Here is a 16,116-nt window from a genome sequence, read left to right as displayed (position 1 = left end):
GCCCCGAGCCCAAGGAAGCGCGTGCCAGAGAAGCGCATCCCATGAGCGAGACCGTCTCCGGCGATGTGCTGCCCGGCGCGCCGCACCCGCGCGACCAGGCGCGACTGTTCGGCCATGGGGTGGTCGAATCCGACCTGATCGGCGATTTCCGCGCCGGCCGGTTGCCCCACGCCCTGCTCATCGGCGGGCCGGAGGGAATCGGCAAGGCGACGCTGGCCTATCGCCTCGCCCGCATGGTGCTGTCCGGCGGCCCCCAGGCCGGCAGCCATTCACTGGACCTGCCCACCACCCATCCGGTGTTCCGGCAGGTGGCCTCCCAGAGCCATCCGGACCTTCTGGTGCTGCACCGGGTGCCCGAGGCGGGGGAGGAGAAGATCCCCACCGTCATTCCGGCCGAGATGGTGCGGCGGGTGCGCAGCTTCTTCGGCGCCACGGCGGCGGCAGGGGGCTGGCGCGTCTGCATCGTGGACGCGGTGGACGAACTCAACCCGTTCGGCGCCAATGCGCTTCTGAAAACGCTGGAGGAGCCGCCGCCCAAGGCGCTTTTCCTGCTAATCTCCCATGCGCCGGGCCGGGTGCTGCCCACCATCCGCTCACGCACCCGCCTGCTGCGCATGCGTCCCCTCGGCAATGCGGACGTGCTCGCCGCCCTCGATCACCTCAAGGAGGAGATGGCGGACCTCGACGCCGCTACCCTGCCGTCCGCCGCCGAAGCCAGCGGCGGCAGCGTGCGCCGGGCCATCGTGCTGGCGCGGGGAGAGGGGATGGAGGTGCGCTCCGCCACCCTGAAGGCGCTGGAGCAACTGCCCCGGCCCCGCCCGGAGGACCTTCATGCGCTGGGCGCTCGCCTGCAGGGCGACCGCTCCGACGGGCTCGACCTCTTCATCGAGGCGGTGAGCGACTATGTGGCCGCCCGTGCGACGCAGGGTGAAGAGCCGCGCCATCGCCTTGTCCGCCTGGGCGAGGTATGGGAGAAGGTGCGGCGCAGCGCGCGCGAGGCGGATGTCTTCAATCTCGATCGCAAGGCGCTGGTGTTCCGTATCTTTGCCGATCTCGCCGAAGCCGTGCGCTGAGAAGCCGCCGCGACGCGCGGGGCCGGAGCCCTTTTCCGAGCCAGCCTGTTCCGAGCGCCCGATGTCCGCGAAGCCCCCCTTCTACATCACCACCGCCATCGCCTATCCCAATGGCGTGCCCCACATGGGCCACGCCTATGAGGCGATCGCGACCGACTGCATCGCGCGTTTCAAGCGGCTCGACGGCTACGACGTGCGGTTCCTCACCGGCACGGACGAGCACGGCATCAAGATGCTCCAGACCGCCCAGAAGGCCGGGGTCACCCCGCGCGAGCTGCTGGCGCGCAACGTGCCGCGCTTCGAGGCCATGGTGGAGGCGTTCAACCTCTCCATCGACGACTTCATCCGCACCACCCAGGAGCGGCATTACGCGTCCAGCCAGGCCATCTGGGCCAAAATGGCCGCCAATGGCGACATCTATAAATCCACCTATGCCGGCTGGTATTCGGTGCGCGACGAGGCCTATTACGCCGAGGACGAGACCCAGCTGAACGAGCAGGGCGTCCGCCTCGGTCCCCAGGGCACGCCGGTGGAGTGGGTGGAGGAGGAGAGCTATTTCTTCCGCCTCTCCGCCTATCAGGACCGGCTTCTGGCCTATTACGCGGAGAATCCCGGCTTCATCATGCCGGAGGCCCGGCGCAACGAGGTGGTGAGCTTCGTCTCCGGCGGCCTCACAGACTTGTCCATCTCCCGCACCACCTTCGACTGGGGCATTCCGGTACCCGGCGACGACAAGCACATCATGTATGTGTGGGTGGACGCGCTGACCAACTACATCACCGCGCTGGGCTATCCGGACACCGAGGCGGAGCTGTTCAAGCGGTTCTGGCCGGCGAACGTGCACGTGATCGGCAAGGACATCATCCGCTTCCATGCGGTCTATTGGCCGGCCTTCCTGTGGTCGGCGGGGCTGGAGGCGCCCAAGCGCGTGTTCGGCCACGGCTTCCTGTTCAACCGCGGGGAGAAGATGTCCAAGTCCGTGGGTAACGTGATCGACCCGTTCGATCTCGCCGCCACCTACGGCGTGGACGCCATCCGCTATTTCTTCCTGCGCGAGGTGTCGTTCGGGCAGGACGGCTCCTACAGCCACGAGGCCATCGTGGCGCGGATGAATGCGGACCTTGCCAACGACCTCGGCAACCTCGCCCAGCGCTCCTTGTCCATGATCGCCAAGAACCTCGACGGCGTGGTGCCGCAGCCCGGCCCGCTCTCGCCGGAGGACGAGGCCATCCTCGCCTTGGCCGACGGCATGCTGGAGAAGAGCCGCGAGGCCATGGAGGGCCAAGCGATTCACCACTATCTCGCCGCGGTGTGGAATGTGGTGGCCGAGGCCAACCGCTATTTCGCCGCCCAGGCCCCGTGGGCCCTACGCAAGACCGATCCCGCCCGCATGGCCACCGTGCTGTGGGTGACCGCCGAGCTGATCCGCGAGGTGGGCATCCTGGTGCAGCCGGTGATGCCCGAAAGCGCCGCCAAGCTGCTCGACCTCGTTGTGGTGCCGCAGGACGAGCGCGGCTTCGACCGGCTGGGCGCCGGCCACAGGCTGCCCGCCGGCCGCGTGCTGCCCGCGCCGGTGGGCGTGTTCCCACGCTATGTGGAGCCGGAAACGGCCTCGTGAGCGCAAAACCGCGCGACGGGATGGATGCCGCGCCCTAAAGTGTCCTATACGGGATTTTGATCATGCCGGTGCGATCGGGATCCATTTCGCTCATGCACCCCATGGGCTTAACCAGATCCGGCAGTTTCAACCCAAGACGCGCCGCGAGCGCGCGACAGCGGAGGCAGCGGAAGCCGTGCGGATGACGGGCGCAAAAGGGATCTCGGCGGTGGCCCTCGTGCTGCTTCTCGCGGGCTGTGGCGGCGAACGGTACGACCGCGCCCCGCCCCAGGCGTCCCTGGACCCCATCCCGCCCATGATGCCCGCAGAACAGGCCCCCCTGCCGGAAGGCCCGGCGGTTCCGCGCATCGAGGTGAAGCTGCCGAACGCCGATTCCACCCTGGTGCGCGCGCGCATTTCCACCTCGCGCCGGGCGCGGCAGTACAACATCACCGTGGACCAGCCGTCCCAGCTCGTCGCCGAGAAGCGCCTGACGCCGGACGAGGCCCTGAAGCGCACCAACGGCCAGAGCCAGGACGCCGCCTTCCGGCTCGACTACATCTTCAACACCTCCGGCGGCACGGTCACGGTCTCGCTCGAAGCCTCCATCGTCACCAATCCGGGACGGCCGGGTGAGCAGGTGCATCCGATCACCATGCCGGCCAGCGATGCCGACGCGCTCAAGCAGGAAATCTCGGCATCCGGGTGAGGGTTCGGGCCGACCGCGTCGCCGCCCCTTGCCGGGGCGGGGCTGGTGCGTGTACAAGCGCCCCCGGTCGGCAGTTCACCGAGGCGTCGCTGCCCCGAAAGGGGAGCTAAACCTGCCATTTTCCGTCGGCAGACACTTATCCCGTGCCGCGTCGTAAGCCAGCGACCAACGACTGAAAACCTCGGCACCTGAGGGATAGGTCATGTCCAGAACCGCATTTCCATTCGCGACACACGATGTTGCCGGGCTTGCCCGCGCGCTGGGTCGCGAGCTTGCCGCCAGCGAGAAGACGCCCGGCCACGTCGAGCTTTTAAACATGCTGGCGCGCTCCGCCGGCTATCGCAATTTCCAGCATTTCCGCGCCAACCATGCCGCCGAAGCGCGCCTCGCCAGCCTGCCCGCTCCCCCCGAGCCGGTGGACCTGAAGCGGGTCGAGCATGCTGCCAAGCATTTCGACGGCGCCGGAAGGCTCACGCGCTGGCCCGCGAAGGACAGCCGCCGCGCGCTGTGCCTGTGGGTGCTGTGGTCGCGCATTCCGGCGGCAGAGACCTTCAACGAGGCGCAGGTGAACGAACTGCTGCGGGCCTGGCATCTGTTCGATGATCCGGCGCTGCTGCGCCGCTGCCTGGTCGACACCGGCCGCCTCTGGCGCACCACGGACGGCCGGCGCTACCGGCGCATCGAGCAGCGCCCGCCGGAAGAGGCGCTCGTCCTCATCCGGCATCTGGGCCGGCAGGCCCATTGAAGGACTGCCTCAGCGCGGCCGCTCGGTCCCCGCGAGGCGCTCGACGAGGATGACGGTGGCGAGCGCCGCCACCGTCTTCACCACCGCGCCGGGAAGGAGCGGCAGGAAGCTCTTCTCCAGCGCCGCCGCCAGCCCGACCTTGGTGGCGAGCCAGCCGGTGCCGATCACCATCAGCAGCAGGTGACCAAGGGCCAGAACCCCGAACAGGGGGAGGGGCTTGAGCCTCGCCCAGTTTTCCTGCAACCAGCCCACCAGCAGCGTCGCCAGCAGGAAGCCGACGATATAGCCTCCCGACGGCCCCTTGAGCATGTCGAGCCCGCTGCGCCCGCCGGAAAACACCGGCAGGCCCATGAGCCCGGCAAACACATAGATCGCCACGGTCAAGCCGCCGAACCGCCAGCCCATGAGGGCGGCGAGGGTGATCAGCACATAGCTTTGCAGGGTGATGGGCACCGGCTGGATGGGAATGGAGATCTGCGCGCTCCAGGCCATGAGGGCGACGCCCACGACGAGGGCGGCCACCGCCCAGGCGGCGGAATAATCGGCGAGACGGGCGAGGGCAGGGCGGAAGGGGAGGACAGGCGAAGGCATGAGAAAACCCATTGCGGTAACGCCCGCACAAAGGCCGAAGCCGCCTGCGCCGTCAACGCTGTCGGACCGGGATATCAAGCCCCCTCGGCACCCGAGCAAGGCCGCTCGCATGACCCGCTCCACCTCGACGTGGCGGGGGGATGCGCTTATGTGATGCCGACCTTTCGAATGTGAAATGCCATGCTCGTCGATAGCCATTGCCATCTCGATTTTCCCGACTTCGCCGCCGAACTGCCGGACGTGGTGGCCCGCGCCGGCGCGGCCGGGGTGTCCCATCTCGTCACCATCTCCACCCGGGTGCGGCGGTTTCCGCAGATCCTCGCCATCGCCGAGCGGTTCGATCAGGTGTCCTGCTCGGTGGGAACCCATCCGCACCAGGCGGCGGAGGAACTGGATGTGACGCTCGGCGAGATCGTCGCCCTGTCCCGCCATCCCAAGGTGGTGGCCATCGGCGAGGCGGGGCTCGACTATCATTACGACACCAGCCCCCGCGCCGCGCAGGAGCAGGGCTTTCGCACCCATATTGCGGCGGCGCGGGAGACCGGCCTGCCTCTCGTCATCCATGCCCGCGAGGCGGATGAGGACGTGGCCGCCATCCTGGAGCAGGAGAGCGCCAGGGGCGCCTTCCCCTTCCTTCTCCACTGCTTCACGGCGGGACCGGATCTGGCGCGCCGGGCGCTGGCGCTGGGCGGCTACATCTCCTTCTCCGGCGTAGTGACCTTCAAGAAGAGCGAGGACCTGCGGGCCATCGCGGCCAGTGTGCCGGCTGATCGCATCCTGGTGGAGACCGATTCGCCCTTCCTCGCGCCGACCCCCTATCGAGGCAAGCGCAACGAGCCCTCCTTCGTGCGCGAGACCGCCAAGGTGCTCGCCGAAGCACGGGGCGAAGCCTTCGAGGACTTCGCGCAGGCCACCACGCGGAACTTCTTCACCTTGTTCTCCAAGGCGAAAAGCCAGCCCTGACACAAGAGGATGCGCCCGGTGAACCACGACCGCTATGACGACGCCTATATCCGCGCCATCCTGTCTGAGGTGCGAACGATCGCCATCGTGGGGGCCAGCGCCAATGCGGCCCGGCCATCCTATTTCGTCATGAAATACCTGTCCGAGCGCGGCTATCGCGTGTTCCCGGTCAATCCGGGACAGGCGGGCAAGACGGTGGCAGGCCTCACCTTCGTGGCGACGCTGGCGGACGTGCCCGAGCCCATCGACATGGTGGACGTGTTCCGCGCGCCGGAGCATGTGCCGGCGGTGGTGGACGAGGTTCTGAAGCTCGATCCGCTGCCCAAGGTGCTGTGGACCCAGCTCGGCGTGCGCAACGACGAGGCTGCGGCCAGGGCCGAGGCCGCCGGGCTGAAGGTGGTGATGAACCGCTGCCCCAAGATCGAATATGGCCGCCTCTCCGGCGAGATCGGCTGGACCGGTGTGAATTCCCGCACCATCTCCTCGCGCAAGCCGCTGCGGCTTGGGGAGGGGGTGCAGCGGCTTTCCATCGCACCGCGCGGGCCCAAAAGTTCATAAAATTCGTCAATTTACTGTATTAAATAAAAATCCACGCCGGGCTATCACGGATCGGCGTCATGCCACTGGGAGAATGCGCTTATGACCGACGAGACCAGCACGCCACCGCACGAGCCGGGTTTTGCCACCCTCGCCATCCATGCGGGCGCGCAGCCGGACCCGACCACGGGCGCGCGGGCGACCCCCATCTACCAGACCACGTCCTTCGTCTTCGACGACGTGGACCACGCGGCGGCCCTGTTCGGCCTCCAGACCTTCGGCAACATCTATTCGCGCATCACCAACCCCACCAATGCGGTGCTGGAAGAGCGCGTGGCCGCGCTGGAAGGCGGCACGGCGGCGCTGGCGGTGGCCTCGGGCCATGCGGCGCAGCATCTTGTGTTCCATACACTGCTGACGCCGGGGGATGAGTTCATCGCCTCCCGCAAGCTGTATGGCGGCTCCATCAACCAGTTCAGCCATGCCTTCAAGAGCTTCGGCTGGAACGTGGTGTGGGCCGATCCCGACGACATCTCCTCCTTCGAGAAGGCGGTGACGCCGAAGACCAAGGCCATCTTCACCGAGAGCATCGCCAATCCCGGCGGTGTGGTCACCGACATCGCCGCCATCTCGGCGGTGGCGAAGAAGGCCGGTGTGCCGCTCATCGTCGACAACACGCTGGCGACGCCCTACCTGTGGCAGCCCATCAAGCACGGTGCGGACATCGTCGTGCATTCGGCAACCAAGTTCCTGGGCGGCCACGGCAATTCCATCGGCGGCGTGATCGTGGACGCGGGCACCTTCGACTGGTCCGCCACCGACCGCTATCCGTTCCTCTCCAAGCCGCGGCCGGAATATTCCGGAATGGTTCTGCACGAGACCTTCGGCAATTTCGCCTTCGCCATCGCCGCCCGTGTGCTGGGCCTGCGCGATCTGGGCCCGGCGCTGTCGCCCTTCAACGCCTTCCTCATCCTCACCGGCATCGAGACGCTGGGGCTGCGCATGCAGCGGCACAGCGAGAATGCGCTGAAGGTGGCCGAATATCTCGCCGCCCACCCCAAGGTGGAATGGGTGAGCTATCCGGGCCTTGCAAGCGACCGCTACCACGCTTTGGCAAAGCAGTACCTGCCCAAGGGCGCCGGCGCGGTCTTCACCTTCGGCCTGAAGGGCGGCTACGAGGCCGGCGTGAAGCTGGTGTCGAATGTGGAGCTGTTCTCTCACCTCGCCAACATCGGCGACACGCGCTCCCTCATCATCCATCCGGCCTCTACCACCCATCGCCAGCTGACCGACGAGGCCAAGGTGGTTGCGGGCGCCGGGCCGGAAGTGGTGCGCCTCTCGGTGGGCATAGAGGACGTGGCCGACATCATCGGCGACCTGGAGCAGGCTCTGGCGAAGGTCTGATGCGAAAGGTCCACGGGCTTGCCTCATGGACCTTTCGCCAAGCCCGCGCGGCATTTGAGCGTGACCCTCCGGCATCGGTTGAAGCCCGATGCCGGGGGGGGCGCCGGCGCGCTCAGCCGGAGCCCTCCGGGCCATAGACTTCGCGCGCGAGATCCAGCCAGGCGCGGGCGGCGTGGGACAAGTAGCTGCCCTGCCGCCAGACAAGGGCCATCTGCCATTCGGTGCCCGGCTCGTCGAGCCGGGTCAGGACAACGGAGGGCGTCGCCCGCTGCTCGGCGATGGTGCGGGGCAGGAATGCGATGCCGAGCCCCGCACCCGCCAGCTCCACGACGAAATCGATCTGCCCGCTGCGCGCAGCCACCTGCGGGGCAAAGCCGTTGCGGGCGCAGGCGTCTTCCAGCACCTGGTTGAGGGCGAATCCCCCCTCGAACAGGATGAAGGGCGATGAGGCCAGCGCCGCGATGCCGATGCTTTCCGCCCCGGCCAGCGGGTGCGCCCTGGGCAGCACCACCATCAGCGGCTCGCGCCGCACCGGTTGCGCTTCAAACACCTCGCGAACCGGGATGAGCGAACCGGCGAGTTCCACCTCGCCTTCCAGCAGCATTTCCTCCAGCCGTTTCGAGCCGTGTTCGGTGAGGCGGATGTCGATGCCCGGATAACGCGCGCGGAAGATGGCGAACAGCGGCGCGAACAGCGTGCTGGCGCCGAGCGGTGGCAGGCCGAGGCGCAGGCTGCCGCGCTTGAGGCCCCGCAGGTCGTCCAGCTCGGCAACCAGGCCCTCGCGCTCCGCCAGCAGGGTCAGGGCGCGCCGATACACGATCTCCCCGGCTGCGGTGAGTTGGCTGCGATGGCCGATGCGATCGAGCAGGGGAACGCCCAGTTCGTCCTCCAGTTGCTTCACCGCCTTGGAGACGGTGGGCTGGGTGGAGAACAGCGCCTTGGCGGCCGAGGAAAAGCCGCCCTGGCGCACCACCTCGACGAAAACCCTCAGGGTGCGAAGTTCCATGCTATGCGAATATGGAATGGACTAAATTCAGTCAATTCATTTTCATCATACTGCATTGCATACTATGTTGCCGGCAATGGCGCTTCAGGCGCTGCACGGTATCTGCCCCAATGTCTGCACATTCCTTTTCCCGCCCACCCATGCTGCGCAACATGTTGCGCAGCATGGGTGTCACGCTGCACCGCAGCATGATCCTTCAGATCGCGGTTCTCGCCGGCTTCTGGGCCGTCGGGGAAGCGACGGTGCGGCTCACCCATCTGCCTCTGCCCGGCGGCATCGTCGGCATGGTGGTGGTCCTCACCCTGCTCGGCACCGGCCACATCCGGCCCGCCGTGGTACGGCGCGGGGCAGGGTGGCTTCTGGCGGAAATGCTGCTGTTCTTCGTTCCGGCGGTGATGGCGATCCTCGACCATGGCGAGCTGATGGGCCTCGTGGGCCTCAAGATCGCCGCGGTTATCCTCGCCGGCACTGTCATGGTGATGGGCGGTACCGCCCTGACGGTGGACCTGTGCTACCGCTGGCGCATGCGCGCTTCAGCACCGGAGGCGGGCCATGCTGCGTGATCCGCTGTTCGCCGCGCTGTTCTGGTCGGCCGTCACCATCGGCTGCTATGCGGCGGCGCGTCTGGTCGCCCGGCGCTGGCGCTCCTGGTGGACCTCGCCGCTGCTGCTCACTCCGGTGGCGGTGGGCATCGTCGCCCTCAGCCTGCACACCGGCTATGCGGACTATATCCGCGGCACCCATTGGCTGGTGCTGATGATGGGCCCGGCGACGGTGGCCTTCGCCATTCCCATCTATGAACAGCGCGCGCTCATCCGCCGCCAGTGGCCGGTGCTGCTGGTGGGTGTGCTGGTGGGCTCGACGCTCGCCATGTCCACCGCCTTCCTGCTGGCAGACCTGCTGGGCCTGTCGCACACGCTCCAGCTCAGCCTGATGCCGCGCTCCACCTCCACGCCCTTCGCCATGAGCGTGTCCAGCGACATCGGCGGGCTGCCCGACCTCACGGCGGTTTTCGTCATCGTCACCGGCATTTGCGGTGCGGCGCTCGGGGAACTGGTGATGAAGCTGATGCCCCTGCGCTCCTCGCTGGCGCGCGGTGCCTTATTCGGCATGGGCGCTCACGGCGCCGGTGTCGCCCGCGCCCATCAGATCGGCGGGGAGGAAGGCTCCATCGCCGGCTTGGTGATGGTGCTCGCAGGCCTGTTCAACGTACTGATGGCGCCCGTGGTCGCCGCCTTGATGGCCTGAGGGTTGGCGCCGGGTCCTCACAGGTTGAATCAACGTGAGAAAATCCAGACAAAGCCTTAAGATAAAATAGGATTTTCCAGGTCCTATCCCTTCACCAGCCGAAGCTTCGGCGCGGCCGGCTCGACCGGTCCGGAAAGCCCACCCAGATGCAGGGTCGCCACCACAAGCACCAGGGTGGCGCCGAACTGATGGGCCAGCGCCAGATCGATGGGCACCTGATGGATCAGCGTCAGGATGCCCAGCGACGCCTGCGCGGTGATGAGCGCGAACAGCACCCACGCCCGCTGCACCATGACGCCGCCCACCCGTCGCGTATCCAAGGCATGGAGCAGGGCGAGAGTCCAGAGGGCATAGGCGATCATCCGGTGGTTGAACTGCACCGTCAGCGCATTCTCGAACAGGTTGCGCCAGAACGGCTCCGCCGCCGCCAGCTGGGCCGCAGGGGGGATGAGGTGACCGTCCATGAGGGGCCACGTATTGTAGGCCATGCCAGCATCGAGCCCGGCCACCAGCCCGCCGGCGAAGATCTGAACCAGCACCAGCACCACGAGGGCCCATGCCGTGGCCCGCAGGCGCCCACTCGCCACCTGGCGGGGCTCCGGCGACAGGGAGCGGGCGACCGCCACGATGGCGGAGAGGATGATGCAGGCCAGCGTCAGATGGACGGCGAGGCGGTACTGGCTCACCGAGACACGCGCGGTGAGGCCGGATGCCACCATCCACCAGCCAACGGCGCCTTGAAGGCCCCCTAGGACGAACAGGGCGAGGCACTTCGCCAGCAGCCGACCGCGCAGCACGCCGCGCCAGGCGAACCACAGGAAGGGAAGCAGGAAGGCGAAGCCGATCACGCGGCCAAGCAGGCGGTGGCCCCACTCCCACCAGTAGATCCGCTTGAAAGCCTCCAGCCCCATGCCCTTGTTGAGGATCTCGTATTGGGGAATGGCCCGGTACTTGTCGAACTCGGCCTGCCAGTCAGCCTGCGAGAGCGGGGGCAGAGCGCCGGTGACCGGCTTCCACTCGGTGATGGACAATCCCGATTCGGTGAGGCGCGTCGCGCCACCCACCACCACCATGGCAATAATGAGGATCGCGACGGCATAAAGCCACAGGCGCACCGCGGCGCGGCCTGGACCGCGGCGATCGCGGGAAAGCGGGATGGCCTCGACGTGCGGCATGTGTCCCTCAGCTTTTGCGCGCTTCCAGAGGGTTGGACTGGTTCGGCCCGTCCACCCTTCTCTTTCGTTCGGAGATGAGCCCGGAACGCATGATCGCATTTTTCCGGCGCGCCGGGCATGTCGCCCGATGGCGGGCGCTCTGGTCCCTCGGGTTCGATCGGTTATAGAGGGCGCATATGGCGCGCAAGGGCGCGGGTGCCGCAGGCCCAAAGCCGCGCGCCGCCCCGGCACCGCGAGACGAGGGAGACGAGATCCATGCCCCAACGCATCCGCAAGCTCATCGGCACGGTGCTGCTGCTCCTGCTCGTGGTGGTCTGGGCGCTCTCCGCCATGGCCCTCGCCCAGGGGCGCGTGACCGAGCTTGGCTGGTTCCTGCAACTCGTCTGCTACGTGCTGCTCGGCGCGCTCTGGATCATCCCCGGCGGACTCCTGATCCGCTGGATGGAGCGACCAGACCAGAAAGTCTGAAAAACACTTTTAAAAACAATGCATTATTGGCATTTTCTCGGACTTAGGATGAGGCTGAGTCGAGAAATTATGCTGCACCGCACCCCAAGCAATGCCGCCCATTGCAACCTCATTATTAGTCGGCTTTATTAAAATATTCGCCGGCTATTTAATAAGGGGCGGACGAGGGCGCCTTAGGCAGCGCCGACATAGCGAAGCGGTGGTTCGCGATGGCGCGGCGGCGTGGCGCGGGCGTCCAGGGTCGGCAGCGGCGGGGCGAAGCCTTCGGCTTCGCCGTCCGTGTTCGCGCCGTCACTCGCACCCTTGTCCTGTGGCACTGCAAGGCACAGCATCACCACGCGGGCGAAGCGCTGCTGCGCCAGCGCGTCGAAGCTCTCCACCGCTGCAGTGGAAGGGGCGGTATCGGCGGTGAGGCACACTACCAGCGGATCCAGCACCGCGAGCCGGTCGCCGCCGTCGGCGCCCGACAGGCTCGGTGCGGCGACCACCACATAGTCATAGGTGCGCTTCAACGCCCCCAGCACCAGGGCAAGGCGCTCGGCCCCCACCACGAACGATCCGCGGCGGGCATCGCGACCGGGCGGGATCACATGGGCACGGGAGCGGGCATCGCGATGGATGGTTTCGCCGAAGCCGGCCACGCCGAACAACAGCTCGCTCATGCCCGGGGCGAAGGAGTCCGACACAAGCCCGGCGAGGCAGGCGGAGCCGCCGTCGAGCGCCACCAGCGCCACGCGCGCCTCCTCCGACAGCCGCCGGGCGAGGGCGACGGCGATGGTGGCCGAGGCTTCCGGCAGGTCGTCGGAGCTGAGGATGACAAGAGGAGATGCGCCGGACCGCGTCAGCTGGACGGCGAGGCGGGCCACGGCCGGCTCGATCTGAAGCCCGCCATCCGGCCCGCCCAGCCAGGCGATGCGATGGCTGCCTTTGAGTTCCAGCGGCAGGTCGGTGCCGTTCAGCGGGCCTTCGGCTTCGGGCACTGCGGCAGCATTGCGCTGGACGATCAGCAGGGTCAGGACCGCAGCCAGCAGCAGCCCGAGCGCCAGCGGACGAGGCGGATCCGGCAGGAAGGCCACGCGCGCCGGCTCGCCGCGGCGCAGAGGGGGAAGCATGGCCGGCTCATCCCCCGTGGCCCGCGTGGTCGCGTCCAGGGCGAGGAAAGCGGCCACATAGGCATCCGCCGCGCGCAGCGCCAGGGCCGGCGTTGGCGCGGACACGGACAGGCTCACGCCACGCCCGCCATTAATGGTGGTGACGGCAAGATCATCCAGCAGCCGCCAGGCGGCGCGCACCGCCTCCGGGCGATCCTGCGCCTCGGCGCGGGCGCCGCCGAGCTGGCGCCACAGACCGGTGGCCAGCCGCGCCCGATCGTCGGGGGCGAGGCGGCGGGCGGCGTCATAGGCCAGTTCGCGGGAGCCCAGCACCTGCGCAACGCCACGCGCGGCGGCGGCGGGTGGCTGGGTGCCCACGTCGAACGCGATAGTGGTGGTGGTGGCGGTGAACTGGAGCGGGAAGAAGCTCGCGAGGACGGCGAGCAGAAGAACGGACCACACCACCTGCCAGAGGCCGGGGCGCCAGGCACGAGCGTTTCCCCACCGTGCGGTGCGGGCCCCAGCCACATCCGTGTGCGCCACGTCCGTGTGCACCATTGGGCCGCTCTCCCCGGAGCCGGACCCGACGCGGCTCACTAAAGCCGCCCGGGCCGTCCCGAACCTTCGAGGCAGGGACCGTTTCTCCGACTGGAGGTGTGAGCACCCCGGCCGGAACGACCCCACGCTGGCGGCGCGAGTCGCACCAGCGTGTATCAAGTTGAGCGGATTATGGTTGATGGTTGGTAAACAGCGCCTCCCACGCCTGTCGCTGGGGCAGCTTCGTCACCGGTCCTCCCAGGTGGGTGCACGCTTTGCGAGAACCGCGGAAATGCCTTCGTCGGCGTCGCGGGCCAGCATGTTCTCGGCCATGACGCGGGAGGCATAGGCATAGGCGTTGTCGAGGCCCATCTCCATCTGGGTGTAGAAGGCGGCCTTACCGAGCTTCACCGGCACCTGGGACTTCTCGGCGATGCGGCGAGCGAGGGCCTGCGCGGAGGACAGGGCATCGCCGGCCGGCACCACCCGGTTGACGAGGCCCATGCGGTGGGCCTCTTCCGCCTCCACCCATTCGCCCAGCAGCAGCATTTCCATGGCGTGCTTGCGCACCAGATTGCGCGACAGCGCCACCATGGGGGTGTGGCAGAACAGGCCGATGTTCACGCCAGGCGTGCAGAAGCGGGCCTTCTCCCCCGCGACCGCGAGGTCGCAGCTGGCCACCAACTGGCAGCCGGCGGCGGTGGCCATGCCCTCCACGGCGGCGATGACTGGCTGGGGCAGGCGGACGATGGCGGTCATCAGCGTGGCGCAGCGCTCAAGCACGTCCTCGAAATAGGCCCGGCCCCGGTCGGCGTCACTGCGATGGGCCTGAATCTCCTTCAGGTCGTGGCCGGCAGAATAGACCGGGCCTTCCGCCGCCAGCACCACGGCGCGCACGGTGGTGTCCGCGGCGATGGCCGCGAGGGCGGAGGTGAGCGCGGCCATCATCGCCTCGGAGAGGCTGTTGCGCGCGTCCGGCCGCGCCAGCGTCAGCGTCGCGACCCCGCTCTCGCAGCTTGTCTTCACGACCGGTGACGCCGTGCCGGCGACGGGGAGGGCCGATGGTTCAGCCGACATGGGTTTGCGCTCTCTTCTGTTTGACCTTCAACGCTCTATCCTATTCACAGGATGCGAGCGGCGCGAGCCGGACAAAAGGCATCCAGGGCAGGAGATGAAGGGAATGGACGCGGCGCGCGATGCGGTGATGTCGGTGAAGGAGCTGGAAGCCTTCCTCACGCTGGAGTTTCCCCAGGCCTTCGGGCCGGGCAAGCCGCACCATGTGGAAAGCGTGGGCCGCAACGTTGCCACCGTCCGCCTCGACGCCGATGAAAGCCACCTGCGGCCCGGTGGCACGGTTTCCGGCCCGGCCATGATGGCGCTGGCGGATGTCGCCATCTATGTGGCCCTGCTGGGTCAGATCGGACCCGTTGGGCTGGCTGTGACGACCAACCTCTCCATCAATTTCCTGCGCAAGCCGGCGCCGGGTCCCATGTTCGCCGACGCCAGGCTGATCAAGCTCGGCAAGCGCCTCGCCGTGGGCGAAGTGGGGCTGCGCGGCCCGGGCAGCGACGAACTCGTCGCCCATTGCGTCGCCACCTATTCCATCCCGGATCGGCCGGGATCCTGATCCCGGTCAAGGACGCCGCACCTCCGAGCCGCTAGAGACGAGTGTTCCGATGGGATTGCGACGCAATCTCGCCGGAGCCCGCTCCAGGGATGGCTCAAGGGAGAGGCGGCCATGGCAACCATCCTCATCATTCAGGGGCACCCCGACCCCGGTGGCGGCCATCTGTGCCACGCGCTGGCGGATGCCTATGCGGCCGGGGCGCAGGCGGCGGGCCACGTGGTGCTGCGGCTGGACGTGGCCCGGCTCGACATTCCGTTGCTGCACAGCCAGCACGACTTTCTCCATGCCCCGCCGCTCCACGCCCTCGCCTCCGCCCGCGCGGCGCTGGTGGAGGCCGAGCATGTGGCGCTCTTCTTCCCGCTCTGGCTCGGGGGCATGCCGGCGGTGCTCAAGGGCTTTCTGGAGCAGCTGCTGCGGCCGGGCTTCGCCTTCGACTATGTGAACGGTGGCACACGCATGCTTCTGCAAGGCCGATCCGCCCGCGTGGTGGTGACCATGGGGATGCCGGCGCTCGTGTTCCGACTGTGGTATCTCGGGGCGGGACTTTCGGCGCTCACGCGCAACATCCTGGGCTTCGTGGGCTTTTCCCCGGTGCGCGCCACCGTGCTGGGCGGCGTCGAGGCGGCGGGCGAAGCAAAACGCGAGCGCTGGCTCAGCCGGATGGACGCCCTCGGCCGTGCCGGAAGATAGGCCAAGGCCATGGGATTATAGGTCGTTTTTTGACGGTGTTATCGCACCATTTTTATAATGCATTGTTTTATAAAGAGTTTTAATGCCGTTGAAACGTTGACGGATGCACGAGCCTCCACTAGAAGCCGTTCATCGCCGGATCGCGATTGGCCGCAAGGCCGTCGCGACCGGCCTTCTTATTCGGAAGCATCCCATGAAGACGTATTCGGCCAAGCCTGCCGAAATCGAGAAGAAGTGGGTGGTGATTGACGCCAGCGGCCTCGTCGTAGGCCGGCTCGCGACTATCATTGCCATGCGCCTGAAGGGCAAGCACCTGCCCATCTACACCCCCCACGTGGATTGCGGCGACAACATCGTCGTGGTGAACGCGGAGAAGGCGGTGTTCACGGGCCGCAAGAAGGACCAGAAGGTCTACTACCATCACACCGGCTTCCCGGGCGGAATCAAGGAACGCACCGCGAAGTTCGTGCTCGAAGGCCGCTTCCCGGAGCGCGTCATCGAGAAGGCGGTGGAGCGCATGCTCGCCCGCGGCCCGCTGGGCCGCAAGATCATGGGCAACCTGCGTGTCTACAAGGGCCCGTCCCACCCGCACGAGGCCCAGCAGCCGGTCGCCCTCGACGTGGCAGCGCTCAACCGCAAGAACGTGAGGAACTGA

At 67.5% G+C, this 16,116-nt stretch carries 18 protein-coding genes; 13 read left to right on the top strand and 5 right to left on the bottom strand.

What is annotated here, in order from left to right; all coding sequences use genetic code 11:
• Positions 1–41: 41 nt before the first annotated feature.
• The 4 genes from FBQ73_RS05900 to FBQ73_RS05885 all read left to right on the top strand — a co-directional run bounded on the left by FBQ73_RS05900 (position 42) and on the right by FBQ73_RS05885 (position 4,124).
• Positions 42–1,073, top strand: coding sequence for a DNA polymerase III subunit delta' (locus tag FBQ73_RS05900; protein ID WP_138398562.1), 1,032 nt, complete (start codon positions 42–44; stop codon positions 1,071–1,073).
• A gap of 61 nt (positions 1,074–1,134) precedes the next feature.
• Positions 1,135–2,691 carry a methionine--tRNA ligase gene (metG, locus tag FBQ73_RS05895; RefSeq protein WP_138398561.1) on the top strand — a complete coding sequence of 519 codons (1,557 nt, stop codon included), beginning with the start codon at positions 1,135–1,137 and terminating at the stop codon, positions 2,689–2,691.
• A gap of 181 nt (positions 2,692–2,872) precedes the next feature.
• Complete coding sequence (locus FBQ73_RS05890) at positions 2,873–3,379, top strand: hypothetical protein (RefSeq protein ID WP_138398560.1); 507 nt, start codon at positions 2,873–2,875, stop codon at positions 3,377–3,379.
• Between the two features lie 202 nt (positions 3,380–3,581).
• Complete coding sequence (locus FBQ73_RS05885) at positions 3,582–4,124, top strand: DUF2087 domain-containing protein (protein WP_138398559.1); 543 nt, start codon at positions 3,582–3,584, stop codon at positions 4,122–4,124.
• 9 nt (positions 4,125–4,133) lie between these two features.
• On the opposite strand, the gene FBQ73_RS05880 is transcribed toward FBQ73_RS05885, so the two are convergent.
• Entirely contained in the window at positions 4,134–4,715 is a 582-nt protein-coding gene (locus tag FBQ73_RS05880; RefSeq protein WP_170218761.1) for a biotin transporter BioY, read from the bottom strand.
• Between the two features lie 180 nt (positions 4,716–4,895).
• Here FBQ73_RS05880 and FBQ73_RS05875 point away from each other — a divergent pair, with 180 nt between their 5' ends.
• The 3 genes from FBQ73_RS05875 (at position 4,896) to FBQ73_RS05865 (ending at position 7,619) form a co-directional block, all read left to right on the top strand.
• Positions 4,896–5,678: a TatD family hydrolase gene (locus FBQ73_RS05875; protein ID WP_138398557.1), complete on the top strand. Its 783-nt coding sequence runs from the start codon at positions 4,896–4,898 to the stop codon at positions 5,676–5,678.
• Between the two features lie 18 nt (positions 5,679–5,696).
• Positions 5,697–6,236, top strand: a complete 540-nt coding sequence (locus tag FBQ73_RS05870) for a CoA-binding protein (RefSeq protein WP_170218760.1) — start codon at positions 5,697–5,699, stop codon at positions 6,234–6,236.
• A gap of 81 nt (positions 6,237–6,317) precedes the next feature.
• A complete protein-coding gene (locus tag FBQ73_RS05865; protein WP_138398555.1) occupies positions 6,318–7,619 on the top strand; it encodes an O-acetylhomoserine aminocarboxypropyltransferase in 1,302 nt (433 codons plus the stop codon).
• 112 nt (positions 7,620–7,731) lie between these two features.
• Here the strand turns inward: FBQ73_RS05865 and FBQ73_RS05860 are convergent, their stop codons facing one another.
• Positions 7,732–8,625, bottom strand: a complete 894-nt coding sequence (locus FBQ73_RS05860) for a LysR family transcriptional regulator (protein ID WP_138398554.1) — start codon at positions 8,623–8,625, stop codon at positions 7,732–7,734.
• 140 nt (positions 8,626–8,765) lie between these two features.
• On the opposite strand from FBQ73_RS05860, the gene FBQ73_RS05855 reads away from it, so the two are divergent.
• A complete protein-coding gene (locus FBQ73_RS05855; RefSeq protein ID WP_138399004.1) occupies positions 8,766–9,188 on the top strand; it encodes a CidA/LrgA family protein in 423 nt (140 codons plus the stop codon).
• Positions 9,178–9,873 (top strand): LrgB family protein, encoded by a 696-nt coding sequence (locus FBQ73_RS05850; protein ID WP_138398553.1) that lies wholly within the window; start codon positions 9,178–9,180, stop codon positions 9,871–9,873. Before FBQ73_RS05855 ends, FBQ73_RS05850 begins: the two co-directional genes overlap by 11 nt.
• 83 nt (positions 9,874–9,956) lie before the next feature.
• Here the strand turns inward: FBQ73_RS05850 and FBQ73_RS05845 are convergent, their stop codons facing one another.
• Entirely contained in the window at positions 9,957–11,048 is a 1,092-nt protein-coding gene (locus FBQ73_RS05845) for a COX15/CtaA family protein (RefSeq protein WP_138398552.1), read from the bottom strand.
• Positions 11,049–11,303: 255 nt separating this feature from the next.
• On the opposite strand from FBQ73_RS05845, the gene FBQ73_RS05840 reads away from it, so the two are divergent.
• On the top strand, positions 11,304–11,516 hold the full coding sequence (locus tag FBQ73_RS05840; protein WP_138398551.1) for a DUF2842 domain-containing protein: 213 nt from the start codon (positions 11,304–11,306) through the stop codon (positions 11,514–11,516).
• A 173-nt stretch (positions 11,517–11,689) separates the two neighbouring features.
• Here the strand turns inward: FBQ73_RS05840 and FBQ73_RS05835 are convergent, their stop codons facing one another.
• Positions 11,690–13,165 carry a P-loop NTPase family protein gene (locus FBQ73_RS05835; protein ID WP_138398550.1) on the bottom strand — a complete coding sequence of 492 codons (1,476 nt, stop codon included), beginning with the start codon at positions 13,163–13,165 and terminating at the stop codon, positions 11,690–11,692.
• Between the two features lie 225 nt (positions 13,166–13,390).
• A complete protein-coding gene (locus tag FBQ73_RS05830; RefSeq protein ID WP_138398549.1) occupies positions 13,391–14,221 on the bottom strand; it encodes an enoyl-CoA hydratase in 831 nt (276 codons plus the stop codon).
• Positions 14,222–14,324: 103 nt separating this feature from the next.
• Between FBQ73_RS05830 and FBQ73_RS05825 the strand changes: the two genes are divergently transcribed.
• From FBQ73_RS05825 to rplM, 3 genes are all read left to right on the top strand, one after another.
• On the top strand, positions 14,325–14,771 hold the full coding sequence (locus tag FBQ73_RS05825) for a PaaI family thioesterase (RefSeq protein ID WP_246089588.1): 447 nt from the start codon (positions 14,325–14,327) through the stop codon (positions 14,769–14,771).
• Between the two features lie 111 nt (positions 14,772–14,882).
• The gene (locus FBQ73_RS05820) at positions 14,883–15,461 is read left to right on the top strand and encodes an NAD(P)H-dependent oxidoreductase (RefSeq protein WP_138398548.1); all 579 of its coding nucleotides are present in this window, start codon (positions 14,883–14,885) and stop codon (positions 15,459–15,461) included.
• A gap of 193 nt (positions 15,462–15,654) precedes the next feature.
• Complete coding sequence (gene rplM / locus FBQ73_RS05815; protein WP_012116314.1) at positions 15,655–16,116, top strand: 50S ribosomal protein L13; 462 nt, start codon at positions 15,655–15,657, stop codon at positions 16,114–16,116.

Origin of the sequence: Xanthobacter autotrophicus, from assembly GCF_005871085.1 — a bacterium.
GTDB classification, from domain to species: Bacteria; Pseudomonadota; Alphaproteobacteria; order Rhizobiales; family Xanthobacteraceae; genus Xanthobacter; species Xanthobacter autotrophicus.
This window is presented reverse-complemented; position numbering and strand designations above follow the sequence as displayed.

Bases quoted from the DNA above. Each gene is read 5' to 3' on its own strand.
- FBQ73_RS05860 (WP_138398554.1), bottom strand. From the start codon at position 8,625: ATGGAACTTCGCACCCTGAGGGTTTTCGTCGAGGTGGTGCGCCAGGGC.
- metG (WP_138398561.1), top strand. From the start codon at position 1,135: ATGTCCGCGAAGCCCCCCTTCTACATCACCACCGCCATCGCCTATCCC.
- FBQ73_RS05890 (WP_138398560.1), top strand. From the start codon at position 2,873: ATGACGGGCGCAAAAGGGATCTCGGCGGTGGCCCTCGTGCTGCTTCTC.
- FBQ73_RS05865 (WP_138398555.1), top strand. From the start codon at position 6,318: ATGACCGACGAGACCAGCACGCCACCGCACGAGCCGGGTTTTGCCACC.
- FBQ73_RS05880 (WP_170218761.1), bottom strand. From the start codon at position 4,715: ATGCCTTCGCCTGTCCTCCCCTTCCGCCCTGCCCTCGCCCGTCTCGCC.
- FBQ73_RS05885 (WP_138398559.1), top strand. From the start codon at position 3,582: ATGTCCAGAACCGCATTTCCATTCGCGACACACGATGTTGCCGGGCTT.
- FBQ73_RS05845 (WP_138398552.1), bottom strand. From the start codon at position 11,048: ATGCCGCACGTCGAGGCCATCCCGCTTTCCCGCGATCGCCGCGGTCCA.
- FBQ73_RS05840 (WP_138398551.1), top strand. From the start codon at position 11,304: ATGCCCCAACGCATCCGCAAGCTCATCGGCACGGTGCTGCTGCTCCTG.
- FBQ73_RS05875 (WP_138398557.1), top strand. From the start codon at position 4,896: ATGCTCGTCGATAGCCATTGCCATCTCGATTTTCCCGACTTCGCCGCC.
- FBQ73_RS05825 (WP_246089588.1), top strand. From the start codon at position 14,325: ATGGACGCGGCGCGCGATGCGGTGATGTCGGTGAAGGAGCTGGAAGCC.
- rplM (WP_012116314.1), top strand. From the start codon at position 15,655: ATGAAGACGTATTCGGCCAAGCCTGCCGAAATCGAGAAGAAGTGGGTG.
- FBQ73_RS05830 (WP_138398549.1), bottom strand. From the start codon at position 14,221: ATGTCGGCTGAACCATCGGCCCTCCCCGTCGCCGGCACGGCGTCACCG.
- FBQ73_RS05835 (WP_138398550.1), bottom strand. From the start codon at position 13,165: ATGGTGCACACGGACGTGGCGCACACGGATGTGGCTGGGGCCCGCACC.
- FBQ73_RS05850 (WP_138398553.1), top strand. From the start codon at position 9,178: ATGCTGCGTGATCCGCTGTTCGCCGCGCTGTTCTGGTCGGCCGTCACC.
- FBQ73_RS05900 (WP_138398562.1), top strand. From the start codon at position 42: ATGAGCGAGACCGTCTCCGGCGATGTGCTGCCCGGCGCGCCGCACCCG.
- FBQ73_RS05855 (WP_138399004.1), top strand. From the start codon at position 8,766: ATGCTGCGCAACATGTTGCGCAGCATGGGTGTCACGCTGCACCGCAGC.
- FBQ73_RS05820 (WP_138398548.1), top strand. From the start codon at position 14,883: ATGGCAACCATCCTCATCATTCAGGGGCACCCCGACCCCGGTGGCGGC.